Source organism: Chitinophaga ginsengisegetis (assembly GCF_900168065.1).
In the GTDB taxonomy this organism is placed as follows: Bacteria; Bacteroidota; Bacteroidia; order Chitinophagales; family Chitinophagaceae; genus Chitinophaga; species Chitinophaga ginsengisegetis.
Genome location: NZ_FUZZ01000002.1, coordinates 216627 through 240938 on the forward strand (window position 1 = coordinate 216627; position 24312 = coordinate 240938).

Consider the following 24312-nt stretch of genomic DNA (forward strand, 5'->3'; position numbering starts at 1 on the left):
CTTTATTGGTTAGGATTCTTTACTATTTTAGGATTATTATTCCGGATATCGTCTCCGATAAATCCGTAATAATTTCCTAAACGGAACAAATGCGCAGAGGTAACCGCTCCGGGCAACACCTGTTTAAATACATACTTACCGTTATTAGCACTTCCCGGATCATATACTTTATAAGGCCACAGGGCAAATACGCGGGTGCTTACTGCTGTTGCACTTCCCGGCATAGTGGTAAGCGGCGTTTTAGCGCCATTCCATACCTTGTGTGCCAAACGCCAGCGCTTCATATCCCAGAACTCATGACCTTCAAAGGCCAGCTCCACTTTTCTTTCATGTACAATCCGGTCGAAAGTGATTTGCGCCGCCGTCAGCGGAATTTTAAAGCCGGCCCTTTCACGCACCTCATTGATATAGCCGGCGGCCACTCCTGCCTGGCCCAGTTCAAACGCTGCTTCTGCAGCGTTCAGCAGTACTTCTGCGTAACGGTAACGGATCCACCACACTTCACTCTGCGTACCAATACGGCCGGAGCCAACAGTTGGGTCCATATACTTACGGATGATGAAGCCGGATTGCGCGCTGAACTCCAGGTTATTTACCGGGCCGTCGAACCCAACCACCTGCACATCCGGGCCATTCGGTTCCAGCTTTGCCTTTGCTCCGAAATTATCACCGGTAACAATGCTGCCATCTTTTTTAATATAACCAGCCCAGATATCCACTTTCTTATCTTTAAATTCAGATCCCGGCAACATAACTGTGGCGGCTAAACGTGGATCCCGGTTGGCAAACAGGTCCATCGGATCGTTGTAATAGATATAGTCTCCGCCGCTGGCATTTATGGGTAGCGGGGCAAAGGTGTTATCCAATAACTCGAACGACTGTACGAGATTCAGCGACGGATTGAGGCGGCCACCCTGTTGTTCCTCGGCATTGGAACGGGGCTGGCTCCATAAGGTCCAGGGTTGTACCCTTCCGCTCTGTAGTTTGTAATCCTTTGCAAATATTACTTCCGGATTAGAGCCTTTGTCTATAAACAGGCTGACAAAATTCTGTGTAACATTATCTGAATTCTTTTTATACAAAGAATAACTTCCTGTTGCAATCAGCTCCTGCGCTGCCTGTAAGGCAGTGGTGTAATAAGCGTTTGCTTTTGAAACAGGAATGCCCACTTCTCCACCAGGCAAAGATACCTGCGGTGTTTCTGCCCCATGTTTCGCAATGGAACCAGCATATAGTGCTGCCCTTGTTTTGGTGGCCAGCGCCAGTCCTACCGTTACACGGGTTTTACTTACCGGGCTTGCAGGCACATATTTCTTTACAGAATCCATTTCACTGATCACAAAATCATAGATCTCTGATTCTTTTGCGCGTGGATGCTGCAGGTAAGCAGGATCATTTTTATAATCATATTCCATTGCCTGCAGGATCAGCGGCACACCGCCCACCCTTTTTACTTCTTCAAAATACACCACTGCTCTCAGGTATCGCGCTTCTGCTATAAACCGGTCTTTCACCTCTTGTTTAAGCTTTGTAGAAGTACCGCATTTTTCAATAAAGATATTCAGCTCCCTGATGTAGGCGTAGTCCCAATAGGTTACTTCCGCACCTCCGCGAACAATCATACCCGGAAACACGTATGGATAATCACCGGCGCTATGCCGCCAGTACTGGCCATTTTCAGAAGCAAAGGCTTCATCGAAACGGGCAAATTCTCCCCAGTTATCAATGGTTTGTACTACCATCGACGGAATGGTGGAATTGTTCACATCTGTTTGCCTGTCGGGATAACGATCATACAGATCTGCCAACACTGACAGGATCAGCCCTTCATCATTCCATAACTGATCGTTCTGCAGGATGTTGGACGGTGACACATCCAGGAAATCTTTGTCCCTGTTGCAGGCCGTACTTAAAGCGAGTGCACAAAGACCTATATATAACAAACTTTTTTTCATAACGAATCTTATTAATTACTTAGAAAGTAAAGTTCAACCCAATATTAACCAGCTTATTCTGCGGATACTGCAACCCATTTTCATCAGCTATTTCCGGTTCTATTCCAAGATCTTTTACATTATCCAGCGAGAAGAGGTTGTAAGTATTTACATATACCCTCACCTTCTTAAACCTGATCCTGTCCAGTATTTGCTGGGGAATGGAATAGCCAATTTCCATTGTTCTCAACCGCAGGTAATGCACATTATGCAACCAGAAAGTGGAAGGCTTGTTGTAATTACTATGACCACCTTTGTTGAAACGCAGCGGAGGGTTCTTACCGGGAATCCATTTGCTGTTCAGATCAAAAGGATCTTCGCGGTGCCAGCGGTCATCGTAGAATTGTTTCAACAGGTTACCGCCGTTCTGATAGGGCCATCTCATTTCCCAGTTCTGATTGTAGGAGTACATGGAGCCACCGGAGAAGTCGGCTGTAAAATCAATACCATTCCATCTTACACCGAAGTTCAAACCAAAGTTAACGGTAGGATTACCGGTTGTCTGGTAGCCAATGGGGCGCTGATCGTAGTCATTAATTACATTATCACCGTTCATATCTTTGTAGATAATATCTCCCGGTAACAAAGTTTTATTGCCTTGTCCGTCAACGTTAACCGGGTATTTGTTGATTTCTTCCTGCGATTGGAACTGACCGATTGCCTCATATCCCCAGTAGATATTATTCCAGCGGTCTTCAATGGAATTCCTGTAGTGATCCCATGAGTTGCCCCATACCGGTTTATAACTTTCGAGGAACCTGCTGCGGGAGTAAGACACATTACCACCTATCACGAAATTCACTTTACCTGCCTGCCCGTTATAGGCAGCAGAGAATTCGCCACCTCTCTGAGAATCGCTGTTCACGTTTTCATCCGGCAGGTTGTAACCTATTTCACTTGGCACCAGTACATCGTATTTACGGCCGCGTAAGCCGGAGCGTTTACGGTTGAAGAAATCGAGGGAGCCAGATATTTTCCCGTTCCACAACTGGTAATCCAGTCCTACGTCGGCGATCTTACTGGTAAACCAGGAGAGGCGGTCGTTGGGAACGCCTTTATCGCGCGAGCCCCTGATAACGGTGCCATCCAGGATTACGGTAGAAGTGCCATAGGTGTACCCGGGCAGATAATCGTAGGCACCGATACCAATATCATCGTCACCCAGTTCGCCATAAGAAGCCCGGAGTTTTAATTCTGAAAGAATAGAATTTCCGCCCAACCAGTTCTTAACAAAAGGTTCTTCTGTTATTCTCCATCCTCCGGAGATAGATGGGAAAAAGCCCCATCTTTTATCTGGTGCAAATTTCCAGGAGCCATCGTAACGGCCCGCTACTTCGAGGAAATATTTATCGCTGAAACTATAGTTCAGGCGGCCGATGTAGCCCACGCGGGCTTCCGTCCAGTCGTTATCATTATAGGTATCCATATCGGAAAACTGGATCAGTGGCAGCACATTACTTTTGGGTACGGCATGCACCCATACGTCCAGCTCCCGGCGTTTGATACGTTCAGATACCAATGTAGCGCCGATGGTGTGTTTGCCGAAAGTGTTGTTATAATTGATCTGGCCCTGCAGTACATTTTCCAGTACTTTATGGTTGCCTCTTTCCCTCCAGGGATTGGAGCTTCCGCCGGTGCGCAGATAGGTATCGGTGGCTTCCTGGTAGGTGTAGGTATCATACGTATATTCGTGACCGTTCATCAGCTTGTCGGCGAAATAGTAGGAATACATTCCTTTCAGTGTAAGTCCTTTTATTGGTGTTTCGTAAGTAGCATTGAAGTTGGTTTGCAGTACGCGCCAGTCTTCCGTCCAGTAGCCGGAGATGTCTTTGGTTTGCACCGCCCAGTTCTCTGTGTTATGGCCGATATCATTTGGATACAGCGGGTTGTCGTTGGCGTAAGGTCTTTCTGTGGGCCTGTTGCGGAACAGGGCGAAACGGGGCGCCCAATAATCGTCGCCGCCTGGTACGCCGGGGTTATCGCGTTGTTCAATACGACCGTTGATCTGTACGCCTACTTTTACACGTTTGGCCACTTTGGCATCCACGTTACTCTGGATGTTGGTACGGTTAAAATCAAACTCTCTTCCTAACACTGATTTCTGATCCAGGCGTGTGAGGGAAAGATAGTAGTTGATGTTCTCCGAACCGCCTGTAGCATTTACGTTAATAGAGTTCTGCGGGGCGTTTTTCTTGATAATAAAATCGTACCAGTCGAAGCTCTTATATCCTTTTTCTGTTCCTGCTTTCCATTTCTCCAGTTCTTCCCTGGTGATATCTGTATGTGGGTTTTCGTCGTTCATTTCTGCATCTGCTTTACCCAGCATCCATTCATAGGCGTTTACAGTTTTTGGAAACCTCGACCAGTTCTGCCATCCCGTATAGGCGTCTACGTTAATGGTATTTCCGGCGCCCATTTTACCACGTTTGGTGGTTACCACCACTACCCCGTTGGCGGCCCTTACACCATAAATGGCGGCGGAGGCGTCTTTGAGTACGGTGATGCTTTCAATGTCGTTGGGGGAAATGTTGTTGAACTGGCTGGCATCTTTCTGTATACCGTCAATTACATACAGGGCATTTCCAAAGTTACGGATCTGGATATTGGCGCCGGCGCCGGGCCTGCCGTCGGGCATACGGAAAGATACCCCTGGTATTTTACCTGCCAGCGTAGCGCTCACGGTAGAGGCATGCACCCTTTCCAGGTCCTTACTGGTAACGCCGGAGATAGCGCCTGTAATAGACTCCTTCTTCTGTGTACCATACCCTACCACTACTACTTCTCCCAATCCTTTACTATCAGTTTCCAATTGTACGTTCACTACTTTCTTGCCCGACAGCGGAACTTCCTGTTTTAAAAATCCTACATAGGAAAACACCAGTACGGCGCCATTTTCCGGAACAGACAGGGAGTAATTTCCGGCGCCATCTGTAGCGGTTCCTTTATTGGTACCTTTTACATTCACTGTTACTCCTACCAGTGGTATTCCTTTATCGTCTGTTACCTTACCGGTAATTACCATGTCTGCAGGTGCAGCATGGGCCATCAGGCCGAGGGAAAGCAACAATACCGTAAACAGCCGGCAATAGCCGCCCGGTATCACTTTCCGGATTGAATTGCGGAAACGTAATCGTTTTTTCATAACAAGTTTTTGTGTGGTCTTAATAAATTATCAGGCTTACATAACTGTCTTTTGGTTGATGTCTGCTTTTGCTGTTGTTTACTTCACTACCGGGAATGCTACTATTCTCACCTTCGTGCAGCCATAGGGCACCAGGCTTATATTGGTTTCTTTGTCGTTTACTTTTCCTTTATAAATACCGTTCCTGTCTGTTACGGGTTGCGGCGCTACGTCATCCACCAGTTTCCACTCGGGGAGTTGTTTAGCTGTGGTGGTGAGGGTTACCGGCGCATGTGCCAGGTTCCATACAAAAGTGTCTGTTACGGGTTTCAGGGCACTTACCTGCAGATACTTTGCCGGCTCGCGAATAATTTTTTCAGGCAGACCATAGTTCCATTCACCCTTCGGGTAAACGCTGAAGTAGTCACCTTCCTCCTCATCATGTCCTTTCTCCCATTGTTCTTCTAACTTTAACGCGTATACGATTGGTCCTCTTTCCACTGCGCGTGAGTTACGGCCCCAGTTGGAGGTGCGTATCTGCATGGGCAGTTGCAATACCAGCTGATCATCGTTCTTCCAGTTACGGTTTACCGTAATGATCTGACCACCTTTTGCGGTGCGCAATTTTTCGCCGTTGAGCAATAGGGTTGCTTCATCGCACCAGGCGGGGATACGCAATTGGAGAGGAAAAGCAACCGTCTGCTGCATACGCATCCGGAAGCGGATCTGCTCTTCAAAAGGATAGCCGGTTTCTTCACGGATGGTAACGGATGTATTGCTTTTTCCCACTTTGGCCGTTACTTCATTCGGGCTGTATGTAAGCGCAGCCAGACCGTTTCCTGCGGTGCCATACCACAGGTGGGAAGCGAACTTCGTCCAGCCCTGGTGCATATTGGCCAGGCAGCAGGTATAACCGCTGCGCATGCCCAGTACGTTATTCATTTCCCGGTCGAACGGCAGGGAAAAATTGAATACGCCTCTTTTGATATTCACCTGGTTGGCTACCTGGAAGTATTGTTTGTTGTTATAGTCATCTGTTGTTTGAGTGGGCAGTGCATTAAAGGTCATACGCTCCAATGCTTCCATATACAGCGGATCACCGGTGATGCCGATAATTTCCTCCAGGGAAAACATGGCTTCCACAACAGCACACAACTCTGTTCCCTGCGTAGGTGCGTTACCGTGAAGATCTTCATCCGCAGAGAAGATGCCCATTGGCAAACCATGCAGGTTCATCAGGTCGGCAAAGCCGGTGTGCAGGTCCTGCAGGTATTTTTTGTTGCCGGTGCGTTGATAGTTCATCACGGGGTCCTTCAGTCCCATGCCTACATTCACGCCGTGGCGGCGCATCCAGTGCTGGTCATTTTGCTGTGCGGCGGCATCTATTACCCAGCTGCGGTTACCGAGCCAGCTGCTCCAGGTGAATGCCTGTGATTGCAGCAAGGTAGCCAGTTCCAGCAGTTGTTTGTCTTTATTGATGCTATACAGCCATTGTGCTACCATTACATTCTCTGCGCCGCGGGAGGTGGCCCATTCCGTCCATTTACCGAGCGGGCAGGTTTTCAGTACCTGCAGTTGGTAATGAAAGTACCGCGTCATAAAAGGTAAAACACGGGGATCATTTGTGGCTGTATAATATTGTTGCAGTACTTTCAGCATCACCATCTTTGGCCACCAGTCGTCGCCGTCTGCAGCATTGCTAACGCCAATGGTTATATTTTTTTCTCTTTCGGCTTTTGTAAGCGGACCAAAATAACCGGAAGGGCGCTGATGATCAATGGTCCAGTTGATATAACGGAGTACTTTATTCTTCAGCTCCTGGTCGTTGAGCAGGTAGGCCAGTGGCACAGCGCCATCCAGCCAGTAGGGTGTTTCCTCCCAGCCGTCGCCTTTTCCACCGAGCCAGCCGTTGTCGTTCTTCACTTTATCGTATACTTCATCGAGGTGACCACTGGTGCCGTTGCGCATGATCTGCAGCTGGTGCAGCAGCCAGCCCTGTGGCTTTACTGCGCCCAGCGGCAATGCCTGGTAAACGGGTGCCACAAAAGTATTGGTGTCGGCTCTGGCACCCGGCAGATGCGCTGCATCCGCCGGGATAAGACCAGCAAAAAAAGCAGAAAGCATCATTAAGCCAAACAACTTTCGCTTTTTCATCATTATGGTTTTATAGTTACCAAAGCCGGGTTATATAATTTCTGATGGATCAGTTTTAGTTTTTCCAGCGGCATTTTCTGCACTTTCCGGTCGTAGGTCATCAGGCCATTTATTTCCACTTCCACATCAGTTGTTTGTGTGTATACGGCGGCTGATAACCCTTGTTTAATCAGTGTTTCCAACCTGTCCGTAAAACCGCTGTAGCGTTTAAAAAGATCTTCTTCATTTTTAAAGCTCTGGTATCCCCAGTTATCTTTTTGCTGCCACACGTGACCGTTCACCGGGAGGCCGAGACCACCGAATTCACCCAGTACAATGGCGCGTTTATCGCCATATATAGCCGGATCGGGCATTGCCGGTTCAGGGTAATTGTGCAGGTCGATGATATGTCCTACCGGGTAGAAATTACCACCGCTCGCAGTGTTCACGAGGCGGGAGGGATCTTTCTTCATAGTCCATTCTGCGATTTCTACAGTTTTGAATTGTCCCCATGCTTCGTTGAATGGCGTCCATACTACAATAGAAGGATAGTTGTATAAGTGGTCTATGATGGCGTTCCATTCCTTCCGGTAGTAGCCTTCTGATTCGGCTGAACGATTCTGATCGGTGGCACGGTCGATAATACCGGGGCGTGGCTCCCAGCCGTTTCCGAGATCGCCGCTTGGCATGTCCTGCCATACCAGCATACCCAGCTGATCGCAGTAATAATACCAGCGTGCGGGTTCTACTTTAATATGTTTCCGGATCATGTTAAAGCCCATTGCTTTAGTTTGTACGATATCAAACTTCAGGGCTTCATCTGTGGGTGCGGTATATAATCCGTCGGGCCACCACCCCTGATCCAGCGGGCCGTACTGGAATACGAATTTATTGTTCAGCAACATGCGTTCCACACCGTTGGCATCTTTGCCAATGGAAGATTTGCGCATGGCGAAATAGCTTTTTACCTCGTCGATTACTTTACCTTTTCGTGTAACCGTAAGGGTAAGGTTATAGAGGAAAGGGTTTTCGGGCGACCATAATTTTGGCGACGCTATTTTCAGTACGGCATTTTCACCGTTAATCGTACTTTCTGCTACTTTAGTGCCACCGTCATACGCAGTTACTTTTACCACGTCGCCAGCTTTTACGTTTTCCACATTAGCCGCTACGGTAAGTGTTTCCTGGTCGATGTCGGGTGTTTGTTTGGTAGAGGCGATATAGGTATCCGCTACCGCTTCCACCCAAACTGTTTGCCAGATACCCGTTACCGGTGTATACCAGATCCCTTCGGGATGCTTTACCTGCTTACCTCTTGGCTGATCGCCGTCATCGGTAGGGTCCCATACTTTTACTACGATCTCTTGTTTACCTTTTTTTACTAACGAGGTGATATCGAAGGTAAATGGATCAAAGCCACCTTCGTGGCTGCCGGCTTCTTTACCATTAACGTATACGGTAGTACGCCAGTCGGATGCACCGAAGTGCAGCAGTATTTTTTTACCCTGCATACCAGAAGGCAGTGTGAGTGTGGTGTTGTACCACAGGGTGCTGTCTTTCCCCACATTGCGGCCTACTCCGGAGAGTGCTGATTCAACAGCAAAAGGCACCAGTATTTTGCCGTCCCACGTGGCAGGTTGATGCTCCTCTTTTGCCTTGATGGCATAATTCCACAGTCCGTTCAGGTTCTTCCAGTTGCCGCGAACCAGCTGCGGACGCGGATATTCCGGCAATGTAGCAGCCGGCGATACCTGTTCGCTCCAGGTGGAAGCAATCTTTCCGTTCACCATTTTCCAATCCTGTTGTTGTGCTATTGCCGTACTGCTGCCCAATCCAAGTGCCAGTGCAAAAAATAGGTACTTCTTTTTCATATATTTACTTAAAGTGATTTTATTCTCCAGCGGGATTAGTGATCCATGTATTTATTTTTACCGGTTCTCCAAAAAACGGTGTCCCGTCTGCATTCCAGGTGATTTTTTGTATGCGTGGATTACGAAGGTTGCCGCATCCCTGTCCGGCTTTTGAGTTGGCGTGATAAATGATCCAGTCTTCTTTTCCATCGGGCGATTTAAAGAAGCCGTTATGTCCCGGTGCATAAGCGCCATTCTCCGGTTTACTTTGCAGTACCGGCTCCGGCGATTTGGTCCAGCTTGCCGGCAACAGCGGATCGGCGCCGGTCTTTAGTTTCATGATACCGAGTATATAATTTTCTGTCCAGCAACCACACGCGGAAAAAACAAGGAATACTTCTCCTTTGGCATTCCGCAGGATTTCGGGACCTTCATTTATCCCGTTCTGTTCCCATGGATACTGCGGTGCAGCAATCTCTACTTTTGATGAGGCCAGTGTCCACGGATCTTTCATGCGGGCGATATACAGGCGTTGTACGGCATCTTTTCCATTATGTCCGCTCCAGATAAAATAGTTATTGCCTTTATGTTGAAAGAGGGTACCATCAATGGCGAAATGCTCCGGATGGGCAGGATCAGTGATCTGTCCTTTGTCGGTCCAGCTACCGGTGGTAGGGTCTTCCGCGGTATTTTCCAGTACGAAGGTGTGTTGCGGATGAATACTATCTGATGATCCGGCGGTATAATACACATACCATTTCCCATTCAGGCGATGCAGCTCCGGCGCCCAGATATCCCTTGCGTTGGGGCCTTTGGCCGGTGGCCTCCAGATAACTGTTTCGGTTGATTGGGCCAGTGCCGACATGTTTTTTGTTTTCCGCATCACCAGGTTATGACCGGTGGTATGCATATAGTAATACATGCCGTTGTGCCTCACCACCCAGGGATCGGGGCCGGAGGCCAGTAAGGGATTTTTGAACATACCGGTAGTATCCGCAGAAGCAGCGCGGCATATCCCACTGATGAACAGTAAAATTACCAGTGAAAGTAGTTGGCTACTTTTCATAACATGGATTTAGAAGATGGCTTATTTAAGTGTATATTTCACGCTTAACACACTTCTCCAAAGAAAGACTATCCTTTGAATACTTGCTTGCCCATTTATCTCAATTTTTCTCGCTTTTGTATCATTTTAGCTTTTGGCCGGACGGTAGTAGGTTTTAGCGGAAAAACCATTAGTTTTAAGCTTTCCACTAAATGAACACATGCCAAAAATCCGCTATTACATCCTGTTCATGTTGCTGCTGCTAAGCGAGGCGCTATATAGCCAGTTGCCCGGTTTTGTACATTACCAGGTAGAGAACGGTTTATCGCACAACGCCGTTATCTGCACGCTGCAGGACAAACAGGGATTTATGTGGTTTGGAACGATATATGGTTTAAACCGGTTCGACGGCTACACCTTCCGGGTATTCCGGCGAACAGAGCAGCCCGGAAGTATCGGCGGCAACTATGTCCTTTGCCTGTTCCAGGACGATGACGGTTTGCTGTATGTAGGATCGGACAAAGGAGTATTTATATATAACCCGCGCAATGAGCAGTTCCGAGAGCTGAGTAAAAAGACAGAAGGAGAAGTACGGGCCATTACCAAGGACAGGCAAGGAAATATCTGGATTATTTCCGCAGGACACCTGTTCCGTTACCAGGCCGCTGCCGACCGTCTGACAGAAATTCCCGGCTTTCAGGACGCGTCCTCCATTTGCCTGGATGGTGAAGGGCAACTCTGGCTGGCATCCTCCAGGGGATATATGGCTGTTTATCACTACGACAAAAATAATTTCACTACCTACTCTCTTTTTACACATTCCACCAAACCGAATTCCTACGCTATCCAGAAAATTGTACCGATGGGCAGGGATACCATCTGGGCGTGTACAGCGGGACAGGGCTTAAAGCTATTCAACACACAGACACGTACCTACGAAGATTTCCTTTCCAGGGATACAGCCGGTATCGAATTGTATGTGAGAGACTTTATCCGCCGGAATGATGATGAATACTGGATTGCGTCAGAATCCGGTATCTATATCTATAACATTAAAAGCGGTAAGGTCATCAACCTGAAAAAAAATTATGACGATCCTTACTCTGTTTCTGATAATGCCATTTATAATTTTTGTAAAGATAAAGAAGGCGGTATATGGGTTGGTACTTACTTTGGCGGCACCAATTATTTCCCGCAGCCTTATACTTACTTTGAAAAGCTATTTCCCAAAACAGGTTCTTCTTCTCTCAGCGGTAATGCTGTAAGGGAAATACATCCCGACAAATATGGTCATCTATGGATAGGTACTGAAGACGGCGGGTTGAATAAGTTTACGCCATCGGATGGCAGTTTTTCCGCCATCAGGCCATTGGATAAACATACACCGGGTTTATCGCATACCAATCTTCATGGCTTACTGATCACCGGAGATTCTCTCTGGATAGGTACCTTCGAGCATGGGCTGGATATCATGGATATTCCCACCGGGAAATTTATCCGGCACTATGCACCGGGTGATGGTCCACATCAGCTGCACAGCGGTTTTATTTATAGTTTACTGCGTACGAGCGAAAATAATATATTAATCTGCACCACCTGGGGGTTATATGAGTATATCCGTTCCCGTGATGAATTTAATACTGTAAAAGAAGTACCCCACTATATTTTTTATACAGCTGTTTTTGAAGATAGTGAAGGCACCATATGGTTAGGCACCGTGAGAGACGGGCTGTATTTCTATAACCGCCGCACGGGCAGGAAAGGGCTCTACCTGCATGATGCCCGCGACAGCACCAGTGTGAGCAACAACCGGGTGAACAGAATTTTTGAAGACAGTCATCATCGTTTATGGCTGGCTACAGATGATGGTCTTTGTTTGTATAACCGGCAACGGAATAATTTCACCACCTACAGAACCCGTCATGGTTTCCAGAGCAATATGATGTTCTGCATCCTGGAAGACCAGAGCGACCGCCTGTGGGTAACTACCTCCAAAGGGCTGGCGTGCTTTACACCGGCTACAGAGAATGCGGTAGTGTATACCAAAGCCAGTGGATTATTAAATGATCAGTTTAATTATAATTCTGCTTATAAAGATAGTTGCGGTAGTATGTATTTCGGCAGTGTAAAGGGATTGATCCGTTTCAACCCGGAATCGTTTGTGCGTAACAGTTATCTTCCACCGGTATATATTACCGGCTTCCAGGTGTATAATAAAGAAGCAGCCGTAGGCGATATCCTGGAGAAATCTATTTTCCTGACGGATACGATTGTATTATCGCACGATCAGTCGTCGTTTAGCATCAACTTTGCGGCGCTGAGTTACACGTCGCCTGAGATGACGGCCTATGCGTATAAAATGGAAGGGCTGGACCGGGACTGGACTTACCTGGAAACCAACCGGAAAGCCTTCTTTACCAAATTATCTCCCGGTACCTATAAGTTTATGGTGAAGTCGGCCAGCAGCGGCGGTAACTGGAGTATTACGCCGCGTGTGCTTACTATTACTATCCTGCCGCCCTTCTGGGCCAGCTATTGGGCGTATGCGGCCTATGTCATCCTGTTGTGCAGCCTGGCGTATTTTATTATCCGGTGGTATCATCAGCGTGCGCAGCAAAAGCAAAAACGGCAGCTGGAGCTGTTGGAGCACGAAAAAGAAAAAGAGTTATACCAGGCGAAAATTGAATTCTTTACACATCTCGCGCATGAGATCCGTACGCCGCTGACACTGATCAAGGGACCAATGGAAAAGGTGATCCGTAAATCCGATGAAGTGCCGCTGATCCAGAAGAACCTGCGCATCATGGAACGCAATACCGACCGGCTGCTGGAGCTGACCAACCAGTTGCTCGATTTCCGCAAAACAGAGATCAATGGTTTCAGTCTCAATTTTGTGCGTACTGATATTTCTGAGTTGCTGAAAGAAAATCATCTGCGGTTTACACCGGCGGCAGAGCAGCAGGATATCCGGTTTAAAATAGAGTTATCCAGCCTGCATTTTTTTGCTTATGTAGATGGGGAAGCATTACATAAAATATTAGGCAATCTTATTAACAATGCTATCCGGTATGCGGCAACCAAAGCATCTATACACCTGTTGCCTGTTGATGAAAATGATACCACTTTTACCATACTGGTGAAGAACGACGGATATATTATTCCTGTGGAGATGAAAGAAAAAATATTTGAGCCATTCTTCCGGGCAAAGGCCACCGCCGACAAATCCGGTACCGGTATTGGGTTGTCGCTATCAAGGTCATTAACGCTGCTGCACAAAGGCAGCCTCGAGCTGCTATCCACAGATGGAACATTAAATGTTTTTTCACTTACTTTGCCTGTTCACCAGGAAATAGAATTTAACCTGAGCAAATGGAAAACAAACCACTGATACTGCTGGTAGATGATAATGAAGAAATACTTTCTTTCATTGCAGACGACCTGGAAGATAAATATAAAGTGATCACTGCACGTGACGGGCAGGCCGCTATGCTTTTATTGCAGGAGCAACCCGTTCAACTGGTGATCAGTGATGTGATGATGCCTGTAATGGATGGCTTTGAGCTTTGCCGTATTATTAAGTCTGATTTTGTATCGAGTCATATTCCGGTGATCCTGCTTACAGCACGCAATACGATGCAATCGAAAATAGAGGGGCTTGAACTTGGCGCCGATGCTTATATTGAAAAACCATTTTCACCTGAATTCCTGCAGGCGCAAATTGCGAGCCTGCTCAGCAACCGTCATAAAATAAAATCCTACTATGCCAGCACTCCGCTGGTACATCTGCGCAGCATGGCCTATACCAGCGCCGACGAACAGTTTTTAGAGAAACTGAATGACCTGATCAATCAGCATCTCAACAATATTGATCTGGATGTGGAACAGCTGGCAGACTTCATGAATATGAGCCGGCCCACCTTCTACCGTAAAATAAAAGCGATATCAGATCTTACCCCGCATGAACTGATCAATATTGCGCGACTGAAAAAGGCAGCGTCTTTGCTGTCTACCGGATCATACAAAGTAAATGAAGTAGCGGAGCTTTGCGGCTTTGCTTCCCTGACTAATTTTGGAAAGAATTTCCAGAAGCAATTCGGGATACTACCATCGAGATATGTGGCGCAGATACAGGCGGAGAAAGAGCGGTAGGAAAATTTATTTTTCTTGAAATATCCACTTCCCCCCGCTGCAAAATGGAAAAAACAACAAGGATCAAAAAAGGATAAATCCTGACCCATCCTCCTGTACAGCTGTTATTTTCTTCCCTGCTTTCCCCTGCGATAGCGTCTTTTCCTATCCCTTCTCCCAAACTTAATCTTGCTTCCCCGCAGGAAAAATAATATATTAGCAATATTCAAAGATCCGGAAACTGGCATCTGACACATATGTGCGCTGATTTCTCAGCGTCATAAAAGTACATCACACGAATCATTAAATCGATTATTACTGTATGCATCTACCATCATTGATCATTGACCTGGCATTAATATTAGGAGCGGCGGGAGTTATTACATTACTGTTTAAACGGCTGAAACAGCCGATGGTGCTGGGGTATATCATCGCGGGGTTTATAGTGGGACCCAATTTCAAACTATTTCCCACTATCGGGGATGCGGAAGGCATAAAAACCTGGTCTGAGATCGGCGTTATTTTCCTCTTATTTTCACTGGGTCTGGAGTTTAGTTTCAAAAAGCTGATGCGGGTGGGAGGTACTGCCACCATTACCGCATTTGTAGAAATAGCGCTTATCACGGTAGCCGGTTATTTCACCGGTAAACTGATGGGCTGGGGTTTTATGGACAGCCTGTTCCTCGGGGGTTTACTGGCCAGTTCTTCCACTACTATTATTATCCGCGCCTTTGAAGAATTAGGCATCAAGAAAAAGTCCTTTACCAAAATCGTATTCGGTGTATTGGTGATAGAGGACATTGTGGTGATCCTCATGATGGTATTGTTATCTACAATGGCAGTGAGCCGTAAATTTGAAGGAACAGAGATGTTGTTTACCATTGCCAAGCTGATGTTCTTCCTGGCCGTATGGTTCCTGGCGGGTATCTTCCTGTTACCTACTGCACTCAAAAAAATAGAACGTTACCTGAATGGTGAAACCCTGCTGATACTGAGTATAGCACTCTGTCTGGGCATGGTGATCCTGGCTACCAAAGTGGGCTTCTCCGCAGAACTGGGCGCCTTCATCATGGGTTCTATCATAGCGGAAACCACCTCTTCTGAAAAAGTGGAGCACCTGATACAACCGGTAAAAGATCTTTTTGGCGCTATCTTTTTCGTATCGGTAGGTATGCTCATTAACCCGGAAATGATTATAGAATACAGGTGGCCGGTGTTGTGGATAACCTTGTTAACTATTACCGGTAAATTTTTCAGCACCACTATGGGAGCATTATTATCCGGTCAGCCGCTGAAACAGGCCGTTCAGGTGGGTATGAGTATGGCGCAGGTAGGTGAGTTTGCCTTTATTATTGCCACGCTGGGGCTTTCACTGGGTGTGACCAGCGAGTTCCTGTTCCCGGTAGCCGTGGGCGTTTCGGCCATTACTACTTTTACAACGCCTTACATGATCAAGTTTTCCATACCGTTTTACAACTGGCTGGAGAAAATTATCCCCGCGCGCTGGATGGCCACCCTGAACCGGTATAGCGCCAGTTCACAAACCTTACAGGCGGAAAGCGACTGGCGTATTGTATTGCGCAGTTATGTAAAAGTGATTGTACTCAATGCGGTGATCATCCTCGCGGTGATCCTGCTGAACACCTACTATATTGGTCCGTTTGTGATAAAATATGTAAAGAACCTGTTCCTGGCGGAGCTGGTGAGTGTGATCATTGGAATTGCCATGATGTCGCCGTTTATCTGGGCGCTGATGGTACAGAAAATTTCGAGCAACTCTTACAAGGCGTTGTGGCTGGACTCCAAATACAATCACGGACCGCTGGTAGTGGTGGAAGTGGTACGTAACGTGGTGGCGGTGCTGCTGGTGGGTTTCCTGGTAAACCAGTACTTCCCTTTCTGGCAGGCGTTGATGGGCACCGCCATTATATTGGCCTGCGTGTTGCTGGTACTGCGTTCACAATTACAGAAATATTATAACCGTATTGAAAGCCGCTTTCTTACCAATCTGAATGCCCGTGAAACGGCCGATGCAGCTAATAATAAAGCCACAGCAGCAGATCTTCTGCCCTGGGATGCGCAGGTTTCTGAGGTGGAAATTGATCCATGGTCAACCCTGGTGGATAAGCCGCTGATAGATCTGCAGCTGCGGGAGAAATATGGCATCAACGTAGGAGCCATTAAGAGAGGCAATGTGACCATCTACGCCCCTACCCGTGATGAAAAATTGTTCCCGCACGATATCCTTACTGCTATTGGCACGGAAGCGCAGCTGGAAGAATTTAACCGGGTAGTGAACACGCTGAATGTAGAAAGAAGTGATGATGTGGCAGATGAAAACATTGGCCTCACCAGCATCGTGGTGGATGAGCACAATGGCCTCAAAGGCCAGACCATCCGCGGTTCCGGCATCCGCGAAAAAACACAGGCGCTGGTGGTGGGTATTGCCCGCGGCGGTGAAAAGATCCTTAACCCCGCTTCCGAAACGGAGTTTGAATGGGAAGATGTAGTCTGGCTGGTGGGTAACCGCCGGAAGATCCTGGAATTTTCACGGGGCAGATAAAAGCATAGGATCGCCTTCGGCGATCCTATGCTTTTTCAAGAAACGCCCGCAGCACATACTGCAAAATACCACCATGACGATGATACTCTATTTCTATCAGGGAGTTCAGCTTGGATTTTACTTTGAAAACAATGGGCGCCCCTTCTGCCGGGATAGCCGTTACCGTTAGTATTTTATTTGGAACGAGACCAGCAGATATGTCGCTGATGGTGTACAATTCAGTTCCGGTAAGTTTTAAGGTGTTTGCATTTTCTCCTTCCAGGTATTCGAGTGGAAGTACGCCCATACCTACCAGGTTGCTGCGGTGAATACGTTCGTAGCTTTCTGCAATCACTGCTTTTACACCGAGAAGATTGGTGCCCTTTGCAGCCCAGTCGCGCGACGAACCGCTGCCATATTCCTTTCCGGCCAGTATAATCAACGGCACTTTTTTAGCAGCATATTGCTGCGCCGCATCATAAATGGGCAATACTGTTCCGGATGGAATGATGGTGGTAAAACCACCTTCTTTGGGCGACAGCTCATTTTTAATACGCACATTGGCAAAGGTGCCGCGGATCATTACTTCATGGTTTCCCCTGCGGGAGCCATAGGAGTTAAACAGGCGTGGATCAATGCCACGGTCCAGCAGGTATTTACCAGCCGGCGTATCCGGTTTGAATGAACCCGCCGGAGAGATATGATCCGTGGTGACGGAGTCTCCCAGTTTCAGCAGCACGCGTGCATCTTTTACATCTTCCACGGGAAGCGGGAATTCAGACAAACCGTTAAAGAACGGCGCTTCCCGGATATAGGTAGAGTCGTTGCTCCAGTGATAATCCTTCCCGGAGGGCGCCAGTAAACCGCGCCATTGTTCGTCACCGTCGAATATTACTTTGTAGATATTTTCAAAATCTTCCTGCTTTACTGCGGCGGCTACAGCGTCGTTGATTTCCTGCTGGGTGGGCCAGATATCACGGAGGTATACGGGTTCGCCATTGGGGTCGTAGCCCAGCGGGGCGGTGAGCATATCCACATCGATGCGGCCTGCAATGGCGTAGGCTACCACCAGCAATGGCGAGGCGAGGAAGTTCATCTTCACCTGCGGATGTACCCTTGCCTCGAAGTTACGGTTGCCGGAAAGTACAGATGCCACCACCAGGTTTCCTTTCTCCACCGCTTCCGCGATGGCCGGCGGCAGCGGACCACTGTTACCAATACACGAAGTACAGCCGTAGCCAACAATATGAAAACGCAGCGCTTCCAGTTCGGAGAGTAAGCCCGAGCGTTTCAGGTATTCCGTTACTACCCTTGAACCTGGCGCCAGGCTGGTTTTCACCCAGGGCTTTACATACAACCCGCGACTGATAGCTTTTTTCGCTACCAGCCCTGCGCCTATCATCACGCTTGGATTGGAAGTATTGGTACAGCTGGTGATAGCGGCAATGGTAATGGCGCCATCGCTCAGTACATATTCTTCATTTTTCAGTTTAATACGTACGGATTTAAGATAATCCAGTTCTACCGCTACTTCTTCTACGTGCTTTTGTATTTCGTAGGTAAAAGCGGTACCTGAGCCTCCTTCCGATAACCAGGCGGTGTCGCGGCGTTTTCCTTCGGGCGTATACATGCGTTTAAATTCCTTGCTGAGCAGGGTTTCAAACTCGTTGTGCAGGTCGCGGACCAGGATACGGTCCTGTGGCCGCTTAGGCCCGGCTACAGCGGATTGTATTTGTCCGAGGTCCAGTTCAATAATATCCGTATAGGTGATTTGCTCGCTGCCATGACGCCAGAGCATATTTTCTTTGCAATAGTTTTCCACCTGCGCAATATCCTCTTTGGAGCGGTTGGTGCGGTGCATGTATTGCAATGTTTGCGTATCTATCGGGAAATAAGTAACGGTGCAGCCAAATTCCGGTGACATATTGGAGATCGTGGCGCGGTCGGGTACAGAGAGGAAGTCCAGTCCGTCGCCGAATACTTCCACAAATTTGTCGACCACCCCGTATTTACGCAACAGCTGCGTGATGGCGAGTACCATATCGGTGGCGGTAACGCCTTCTGTGAGCCGGCCGGTGAGACGCAGCCCGATCACCTGGGGACAGGAGAAATAGATGGGCTGGCCCAGGATAGCAGCTTCTGCTTCAATACCACCTACGCCCCAGCCCAGTACACCGATACCGTTAACCATGGGGGTATGGGAGTCGGTGCCAACCAATGTATCGGGAAACAGCCAGCCATCGCGGCTTATAACGCCTTTGGCGAGGTATTCCAGGTTTACCTGGTGACAGATACCCATGCCTGGCGGTACTACCGTAAAATTATCGAAAGCCTGTTGCGCCCATTTGAGCAGCTGGTAACGTTCTTTATTACGTTCATATTCATAGGCCACATTTTTTGTATAAGAGTAATCTGTTCCAAAGAAATCGACCTGCACAGAGTGATCTACCACAAGATCCACCGGGATGGCCGGGTTAATTTTTGCACCGTCTTTTCCTTTACGGATCACCTCTGCACGGATGGAAGCAATATCCACTACGGCGGCTACACCGGTAAAGTCCTGCATCAGTACGCGCGCGGGCTTAAAAGGTATTTCTTTGTCCGTCCCTGCGGGGTCCCAGTTTACCAATGTTTCCAGGTGTTCGTCGGTGATGGCGAAGTTGTCATGGTTCCGCAGAACATTTTCCAGTAAGATCCTGATCGAGAAAGGCAACCGGGAGATTTTTCTACCGTCCTGTTCCAGTTTGCTGAGTGATGCGATACGTGGCTGCATAATCTGAGTTGTTGACATTTTAGTGAAACAATGATGCTACCATTTTGTTTATTAAATATACCTTATTGTGAAGCGTTTATGAACCATTAATATTAAAATAACCCTGCTGTAGCCATGCATTGGCCTATATTAGCTTTATTATAAATGCACCTCAAAATGACCGAAAAATTAAAAGTACCCTCCACTTCCCGCCTGGTGCTGGAAGCAGCCATGCAATTGTATACCACACCACTGCAGCAACAGTATATAGAAGCGATCGATTTTAGCGAAACCAGCGGTTTCTATGATGAACTGAAACAGCAATATCCGTTTATTGCAGATATGATATGCCTGCGAAAACAAAGCATCCGCCGGATGTTGCGGGAGCGCATGCCGGCATTTCCGGGTCAACAGGTGGTTATGCTGGGCGCCGGACTGGACCCTTTATCTTTATATCTCCTGGAAAATTACCCGCAACAGATCAGCAGGATTATAGAAGTGGATAATGGATATATTGAAGAAAAGCAGCAACTCTATGAAGAGATCATGCCGGGCAATCCGCTGATCCGTTTTATCAAATGTGATATAACGGATACTGCGTTGTTATGGAGTAAGTTATTGGAAAACGGCTACCGGGAAGAGATTCCTGCGATCATTGTTTTTGAGGGCGTGCTTCATTATATCTCTAACGATGCGTTTGTGCAGGTGATGCAGTTATTTAAAACGCCACAGCAACATCACCTGGTGTTGCTGGATTATTCTCTATCTGAAGAAGAAGTACCTGCCAGGTTCCTGTCTTATCACAAAGCAGTGAAGGAAGTATTGGAAAACTATATTGGCCGGCCGGTAAATGTGAATAACCGGGCGGATATTGCAGGCTTATTATACCAGCTGGATGGAATACTGGATACAGTGGAGCCCTTGTGTGAAACGGAGAAAAAGCTCACCGGGGACAATCATCTGTTTCATGCGCCCGGTGAAGGCATTGTGGAAATGGTGAGCTTCCGGATCTAGGAACTATTCCCACCAATGCTCCTGCGGATAATGTGCGCCTACGGTTACCGGCTCTCCTATGCGGGGCGTGGTAACCAGCAGCCCCCTTTGCGCGCCGGCGGTAGTCACCCGTTTCGGGGAGTCATTCCATGCATGCATAGCCAGTACAAATTTGCCCCAATGTACCGGCAGCAGGGCGCGTGCCTGCAGGTCGATGGCCGCCTGCACGGTTTCTTCCGGGTTCATATGGATGAAAGGCCAGTAATCGTTGTATTGCCCGCATTCCAGTATCACCAGGTCGAACGGACCGAATTTATCACCAATGGCTTTGAAATGCGTGTCGTACCCGGAGTCTCCGCCGATAAAAATTTTATACCCGAATATTTCCAGTACAAAAGAAGACCAGAGGCTACCGCCTCTTTTAATTCCACGGCCGGAGAAATGTCGTGCAGGCGTAGCCGTTAGGGTGATATCCTTTGCGATTTCACGGGTTTCCCACCAGTCCATTTCCGTGACATTGTTGCCGGTTGCCACGCAGCGCTGCAGATCATAGCCAACGCCTAAGCTGGTATATATTCTTTTGGTATGGGGCTTTAGCTGTGCTAATGTTTTTTTATCAAGATGATCATAGTGATTGTGGGTGATGATCATCAGATCTATTTCAGGCATATCGGCGGGCGTATAGGCATCAGCTCCGGGGAATGCCTTTACCATAAATGACATGGGCGATGCGCTGCCGCTAAACACGGGGTCTACCAGTATATTAAATCCTTTTACATGGATGAGATAAGAAGAGTGGCCAAACCAGGTGACTACGGGCTTTTCCGAGTACAATGCTTTCAGATCCGTGCGCACTGTTGGCATAGGTCCGGGAGGCCGTACATCTGCCGGGCGTTTCAGCACTTTGCGGAGCATGGTGAAATAAGTAACATCCTCCGGCTTCATCGGCGTAACGGAGAGGTTCTGAAAGGATCCGTTCCGGAAGTTCTGAGACTGTTGTATTCTTTCTTTTATGGAAGGTAATTTCCGCTGCATGTATTAAAGTTAAGACGCTTTTATAGGAAGACGGGCAGCGCAGGAGAATATTTTACGGGGCGTAAAAAAAGGCCCGCCCAAAAGAGCGGACCTGCATTTCAACCGTTATGTCAGGATGTTAAGGCCGTGCCAGCAGGCGTTTGCCCCGCGCCATTAACCGCAGCAGGCGGGTATTGCCATAGAAAGCAGAATGATACTTTGCGGTAGCCTTGCGGCGTTCGCCATAGGTTCTCAGCACCGCATCGGCAGTGACAATGCCTGTTAATTTCTTTCCCGCATCGAGTACCGCCAGGATATCCGGCGGATAGCTATCGAAGAGTTCTGTAACGAGATTGATATCATCGGCGGGGTACAGGTAGGGCGCAGATGATTCCAGGAGGCCCCGGAGAGGCGTATTGTTTCCGGCGGACAGGTGCTGCCGGTTTACATATCCTTTGAAATGCCCGGTCTGATCTGTTACCGGCAGGTAGCGGTAGTGATAAAAAACTGTTTGCAGCAACTGATGTGCCTGCGCCTGGGTGGTCTCTTCCTCCAGCGCTACAGAAGGGCTGGTGGCCACGGCCGCCACATTGATCAGCTGCATCATATCAGGGGTATATTCTTCCGGGGTGGCCACGCCTCTGCGGCGGATCTTTTCTGTCATGATACTGCCTTTCATCAGGAAGAACGACACAAAATAAGCGGCCGTGCAGGCGGCTATCAGCGGCAGCAGCCCATGTGTTTGCCCGGTTGTTTCCAGTGAGAATACAATAGCCGTGAGCAATGCGCGGGAGGCGCCGGCAAACATGGCAGCCATACCAATCAACGCCGCTGTAGCGATGTTGATGCCGCTGCCGGGGAATAGATGCATCACTGCCACACCCAGCAATGCTCCAAAGGCGCCACCGATGGTAAACAGGGGCGCCAGCGTTCCGCCGGAGGTACCGCTGCCCAGGGAAATCACCCATGAAAGATATTTGAGCACACAAAGCGATACCAGCAGTGCCAGCGGCGCGTTGCCGGTTAACAGTGTTTTAATGTTATCATAGCCCACACCCATTGTGTGCGGGGCGAAGTAGCCGGTCACACCTACTGCGATGGCGCCGAGTGCCGGCCACCACATCCAGTGAATGGGTAATTTCTCAAACAGGTCTTCCACAAAATAAACGGACTTCGACACGTAAGCCGCCACTACGCCTATGATAGCGCCCATCAGCACATAAGTAACCAGGGCGATATCCGTTACCGCAGGGATTGGAGGCATGGCAAAAACCGGGGTGCTGTCGAACAACAGGATGTGCATACCGGCGCCGGCGATACAGCCTATGGCCACGGGGATCACCGAACGGGGAGAGAATTCAAACAGCAGCAGTTCAATAGCCAGCAAAATAGCTGCCAGCGGGCTTCCGAAGATAGCGGCCATACCGGCGCAGGCGCCTGCTGCCAGCAATACTTTTCTTTCCGCCGAAGAAATATGGATCACCTGCCCCATAAAGGAGCCAATGGCGCCACCAGTAGCGATGATGGGGCCCTCCGCACCAAAGGGACCACCGGTACCGATAGAGATGGCAGCAGACAAGGGTTTCAGCAATGTAATCACCGGCGGGATCTTACTTTCATTGCCGATGATGTTTTCCATCGCCTCCGGGATACCATGACCGCGGATGGCTTTACTGCCAAAACGCGCCATCACCCCCACTATCAGGCTACCTATGATGGGTACTATGATTACCAGCATGCCCAGATGGTTTCCTGCCGGCCCTGCTTCTTCAAATGAAAATTTCCCGTAAAACGACAGGTTGGTAATGAGACTGATCAGCAACACCAGTGCTTTTGCCACTACGCCAATAACCAGGGCGTTGATACATGCCTGCAAACTGAGGTAAAACACCCTCCGTGACATGTTTCCGGCAAATTTCTGCTCTTTTTTGTGATTCATACTATATAAAGTAACAATTACATCTTTAAAACAATGCAAAAATATGATTCAAATCATATTAAAACCTATTTTTTCTTCCAAAAACGCGAAAAAACATTAGTATTGCAGTCATGAAGAAAGCCGGAACCTGCGATCTAAACACCTGTTTTTTATGCCAGTACAGCATCCCTGAATGGATTGCGGCGGTATCAGATCACAGGCAGCATCTTTTTTATAAGAAGAATGAAACAATTTTCCAGGAGGGCAGCCCGGTAAAGGGGATCTTTTTTTTGTATGATGGCAAAGTGAAAGTGCATAAGCAATGGGGGGCCGAAAAAGAACTCATCGTCCGCTTTGCACAGAAAGGGGATATCCTCGGGCATCGCGGGTTGGGCAGCGGAGATCGATTGTATACTGTTTCCGCCACCGCGCTGGAAGACACCACGGTGTGTTATACAGAGCTGTCGTTTTTTGAGGCATCGCTGAAAGTAAATCCCAGCCTGGCATTGAAGCTGATGCAGTTTTACGCCGACGAATTACAGGAAGCAGAACGGAAGATGCGCAACCTGGTGCATATGGACGTAAAAGGCAGACTGGCAGACGCTTTGCTGGAACTCAGCCGCTTGCATAAGGCGCTTCATTTTACCATCAGCCGCCAGGATCTTGCGGCTTTTGCAGGCACCACCTATGAAACTATTTACCGCAATTTGCAGGAGTTTATCGCGGAGAAGCTGATTACTGCGGAAGGCAGGGCGATAACGATATTAAACGAGAAAAAGCTGCGCAGGTATATTGTTGGAGGTTGAAGGGAAGTAACCACGG

Annotated in this window: 13 protein-coding genes; 5 read left to right on the forward strand and 8 right to left on the reverse strand. The window is 48.2% G+C overall.

The features are described from left to right. Positions 1-2 precede the first annotated feature (2 nt). The 5 genes from B5Z18_RS14590 to B5Z18_RS14610 form a co-directional block, all read right to left on the reverse strand. The gene (locus tag B5Z18_RS14590; protein WP_079470221.1) at positions 3-1955 is read right to left on the reverse strand and encodes a RagB/SusD family nutrient uptake outer membrane protein; all 1953 of its coding nucleotides are present in this window, start codon (positions 1953-1955) and stop codon (positions 3-5) included. A 19-nt stretch (positions 1956-1974) separates the two neighbouring features. Then, positions 1975-5136, reverse strand: coding sequence for a SusC/RagA family TonB-linked outer membrane protein (locus B5Z18_RS14595; RefSeq protein ID WP_079470222.1), 3162 nt, complete (start codon positions 5134-5136; stop codon positions 1975-1977). A gap of 78 nt (positions 5137-5214) precedes the next feature. After that, the gene (locus B5Z18_RS14600) at positions 5215-7269 is read right to left on the reverse strand and encodes a beta-L-arabinofuranosidase domain-containing protein (RefSeq protein ID WP_235015933.1); all 2055 of its coding nucleotides are present in this window, start codon (positions 7267-7269) and stop codon (positions 5215-5217) included. Positions 7270-7271: 2 nt separating this feature from the next. Then, positions 7272-9119, reverse strand: coding sequence for a glycoside hydrolase family 2 protein (locus B5Z18_RS14605; RefSeq protein ID WP_079470223.1), 1848 nt, complete (start codon positions 9117-9119; stop codon positions 7272-7274). A 19-nt stretch (positions 9120-9138) separates the two neighbouring features. Further along, positions 9139-10164 carry a glycoside hydrolase family 43 protein gene (locus B5Z18_RS14610; protein WP_079470224.1) on the reverse strand — a complete coding sequence of 342 codons (1026 nt, stop codon included), beginning with the start codon at positions 10162-10164 and terminating at the stop codon, positions 9139-9141. A 199-nt stretch (positions 10165-10363) separates the two neighbouring features. Here B5Z18_RS14610 and B5Z18_RS14615 point away from each other — a divergent pair, with 199 nt between their 5' ends. From B5Z18_RS14615 to B5Z18_RS14625, 3 genes are all read left to right on the forward strand, one after another. Further along, a complete protein-coding gene (locus B5Z18_RS14615) occupies positions 10364-13531 on the forward strand; it encodes a ligand-binding sensor domain-containing protein (protein ID WP_079470225.1) in 3168 nt (1055 codons plus the stop codon). Then, positions 13513-14292: a response regulator gene (locus B5Z18_RS14620; RefSeq protein ID WP_079470226.1), complete on the forward strand. Its 780-nt coding sequence runs from the start codon at positions 13513-13515 to the stop codon at positions 14290-14292. Before B5Z18_RS14615 ends, B5Z18_RS14620 begins: the two co-directional genes overlap by 19 nt. A gap of 301 nt (positions 14293-14593) precedes the next feature. After that, a complete protein-coding gene (locus B5Z18_RS14625) occupies positions 14594-16834 on the forward strand; it encodes a monovalent cation:proton antiporter family protein (RefSeq protein ID WP_079470227.1) in 2241 nt (746 codons plus the stop codon). A 25-nt stretch (positions 16835-16859) separates the two neighbouring features. Here the strand turns inward: B5Z18_RS14625 and acnA are convergent, their stop codons facing one another. Continuing rightward, positions 16860-19586 carry an aconitate hydratase AcnA gene (gene acnA / locus B5Z18_RS14630; protein WP_079470228.1) on the reverse strand — a complete coding sequence of 909 codons (2727 nt, stop codon included), beginning with the start codon at positions 19584-19586 and terminating at the stop codon, positions 16860-16862. Between the two features lie 156 nt (positions 19587-19742). Between acnA and B5Z18_RS14635 the strand changes: the two genes are divergently transcribed. After that, positions 19743-20579, forward strand: coding sequence for a class I SAM-dependent methyltransferase (locus B5Z18_RS14635; protein WP_159454311.1), 837 nt, complete (start codon positions 19743-19745; stop codon positions 20577-20579). Between the two features lie 3 nt (positions 20580-20582). Here B5Z18_RS14635 and B5Z18_RS14640 read toward each other — a convergent pair whose 3' ends face one another. Further along, entirely contained in the window at positions 20583-21593 is a 1011-nt protein-coding gene (locus B5Z18_RS14640) for an MBL fold metallo-hydrolase (RefSeq protein WP_235015934.1), read from the reverse strand. A gap of 118 nt (positions 21594-21711) precedes the next feature. Next, positions 21712-23511 (reverse strand): chloride channel protein, encoded by a 1800-nt coding sequence (locus B5Z18_RS14645; protein WP_143313602.1) that lies wholly within the window; start codon positions 23509-23511, stop codon positions 21712-21714. A 110-nt stretch (positions 23512-23621) separates the two neighbouring features. On the opposite strand from B5Z18_RS14645, the gene B5Z18_RS14650 reads away from it, so the two are divergent. Then, a complete protein-coding gene (locus B5Z18_RS14650; RefSeq protein ID WP_079470230.1) occupies positions 23622-24296 on the forward strand; it encodes a Crp/Fnr family transcriptional regulator in 675 nt (224 codons plus the stop codon). Positions 24297-24312 lie beyond the last annotated feature (16 nt).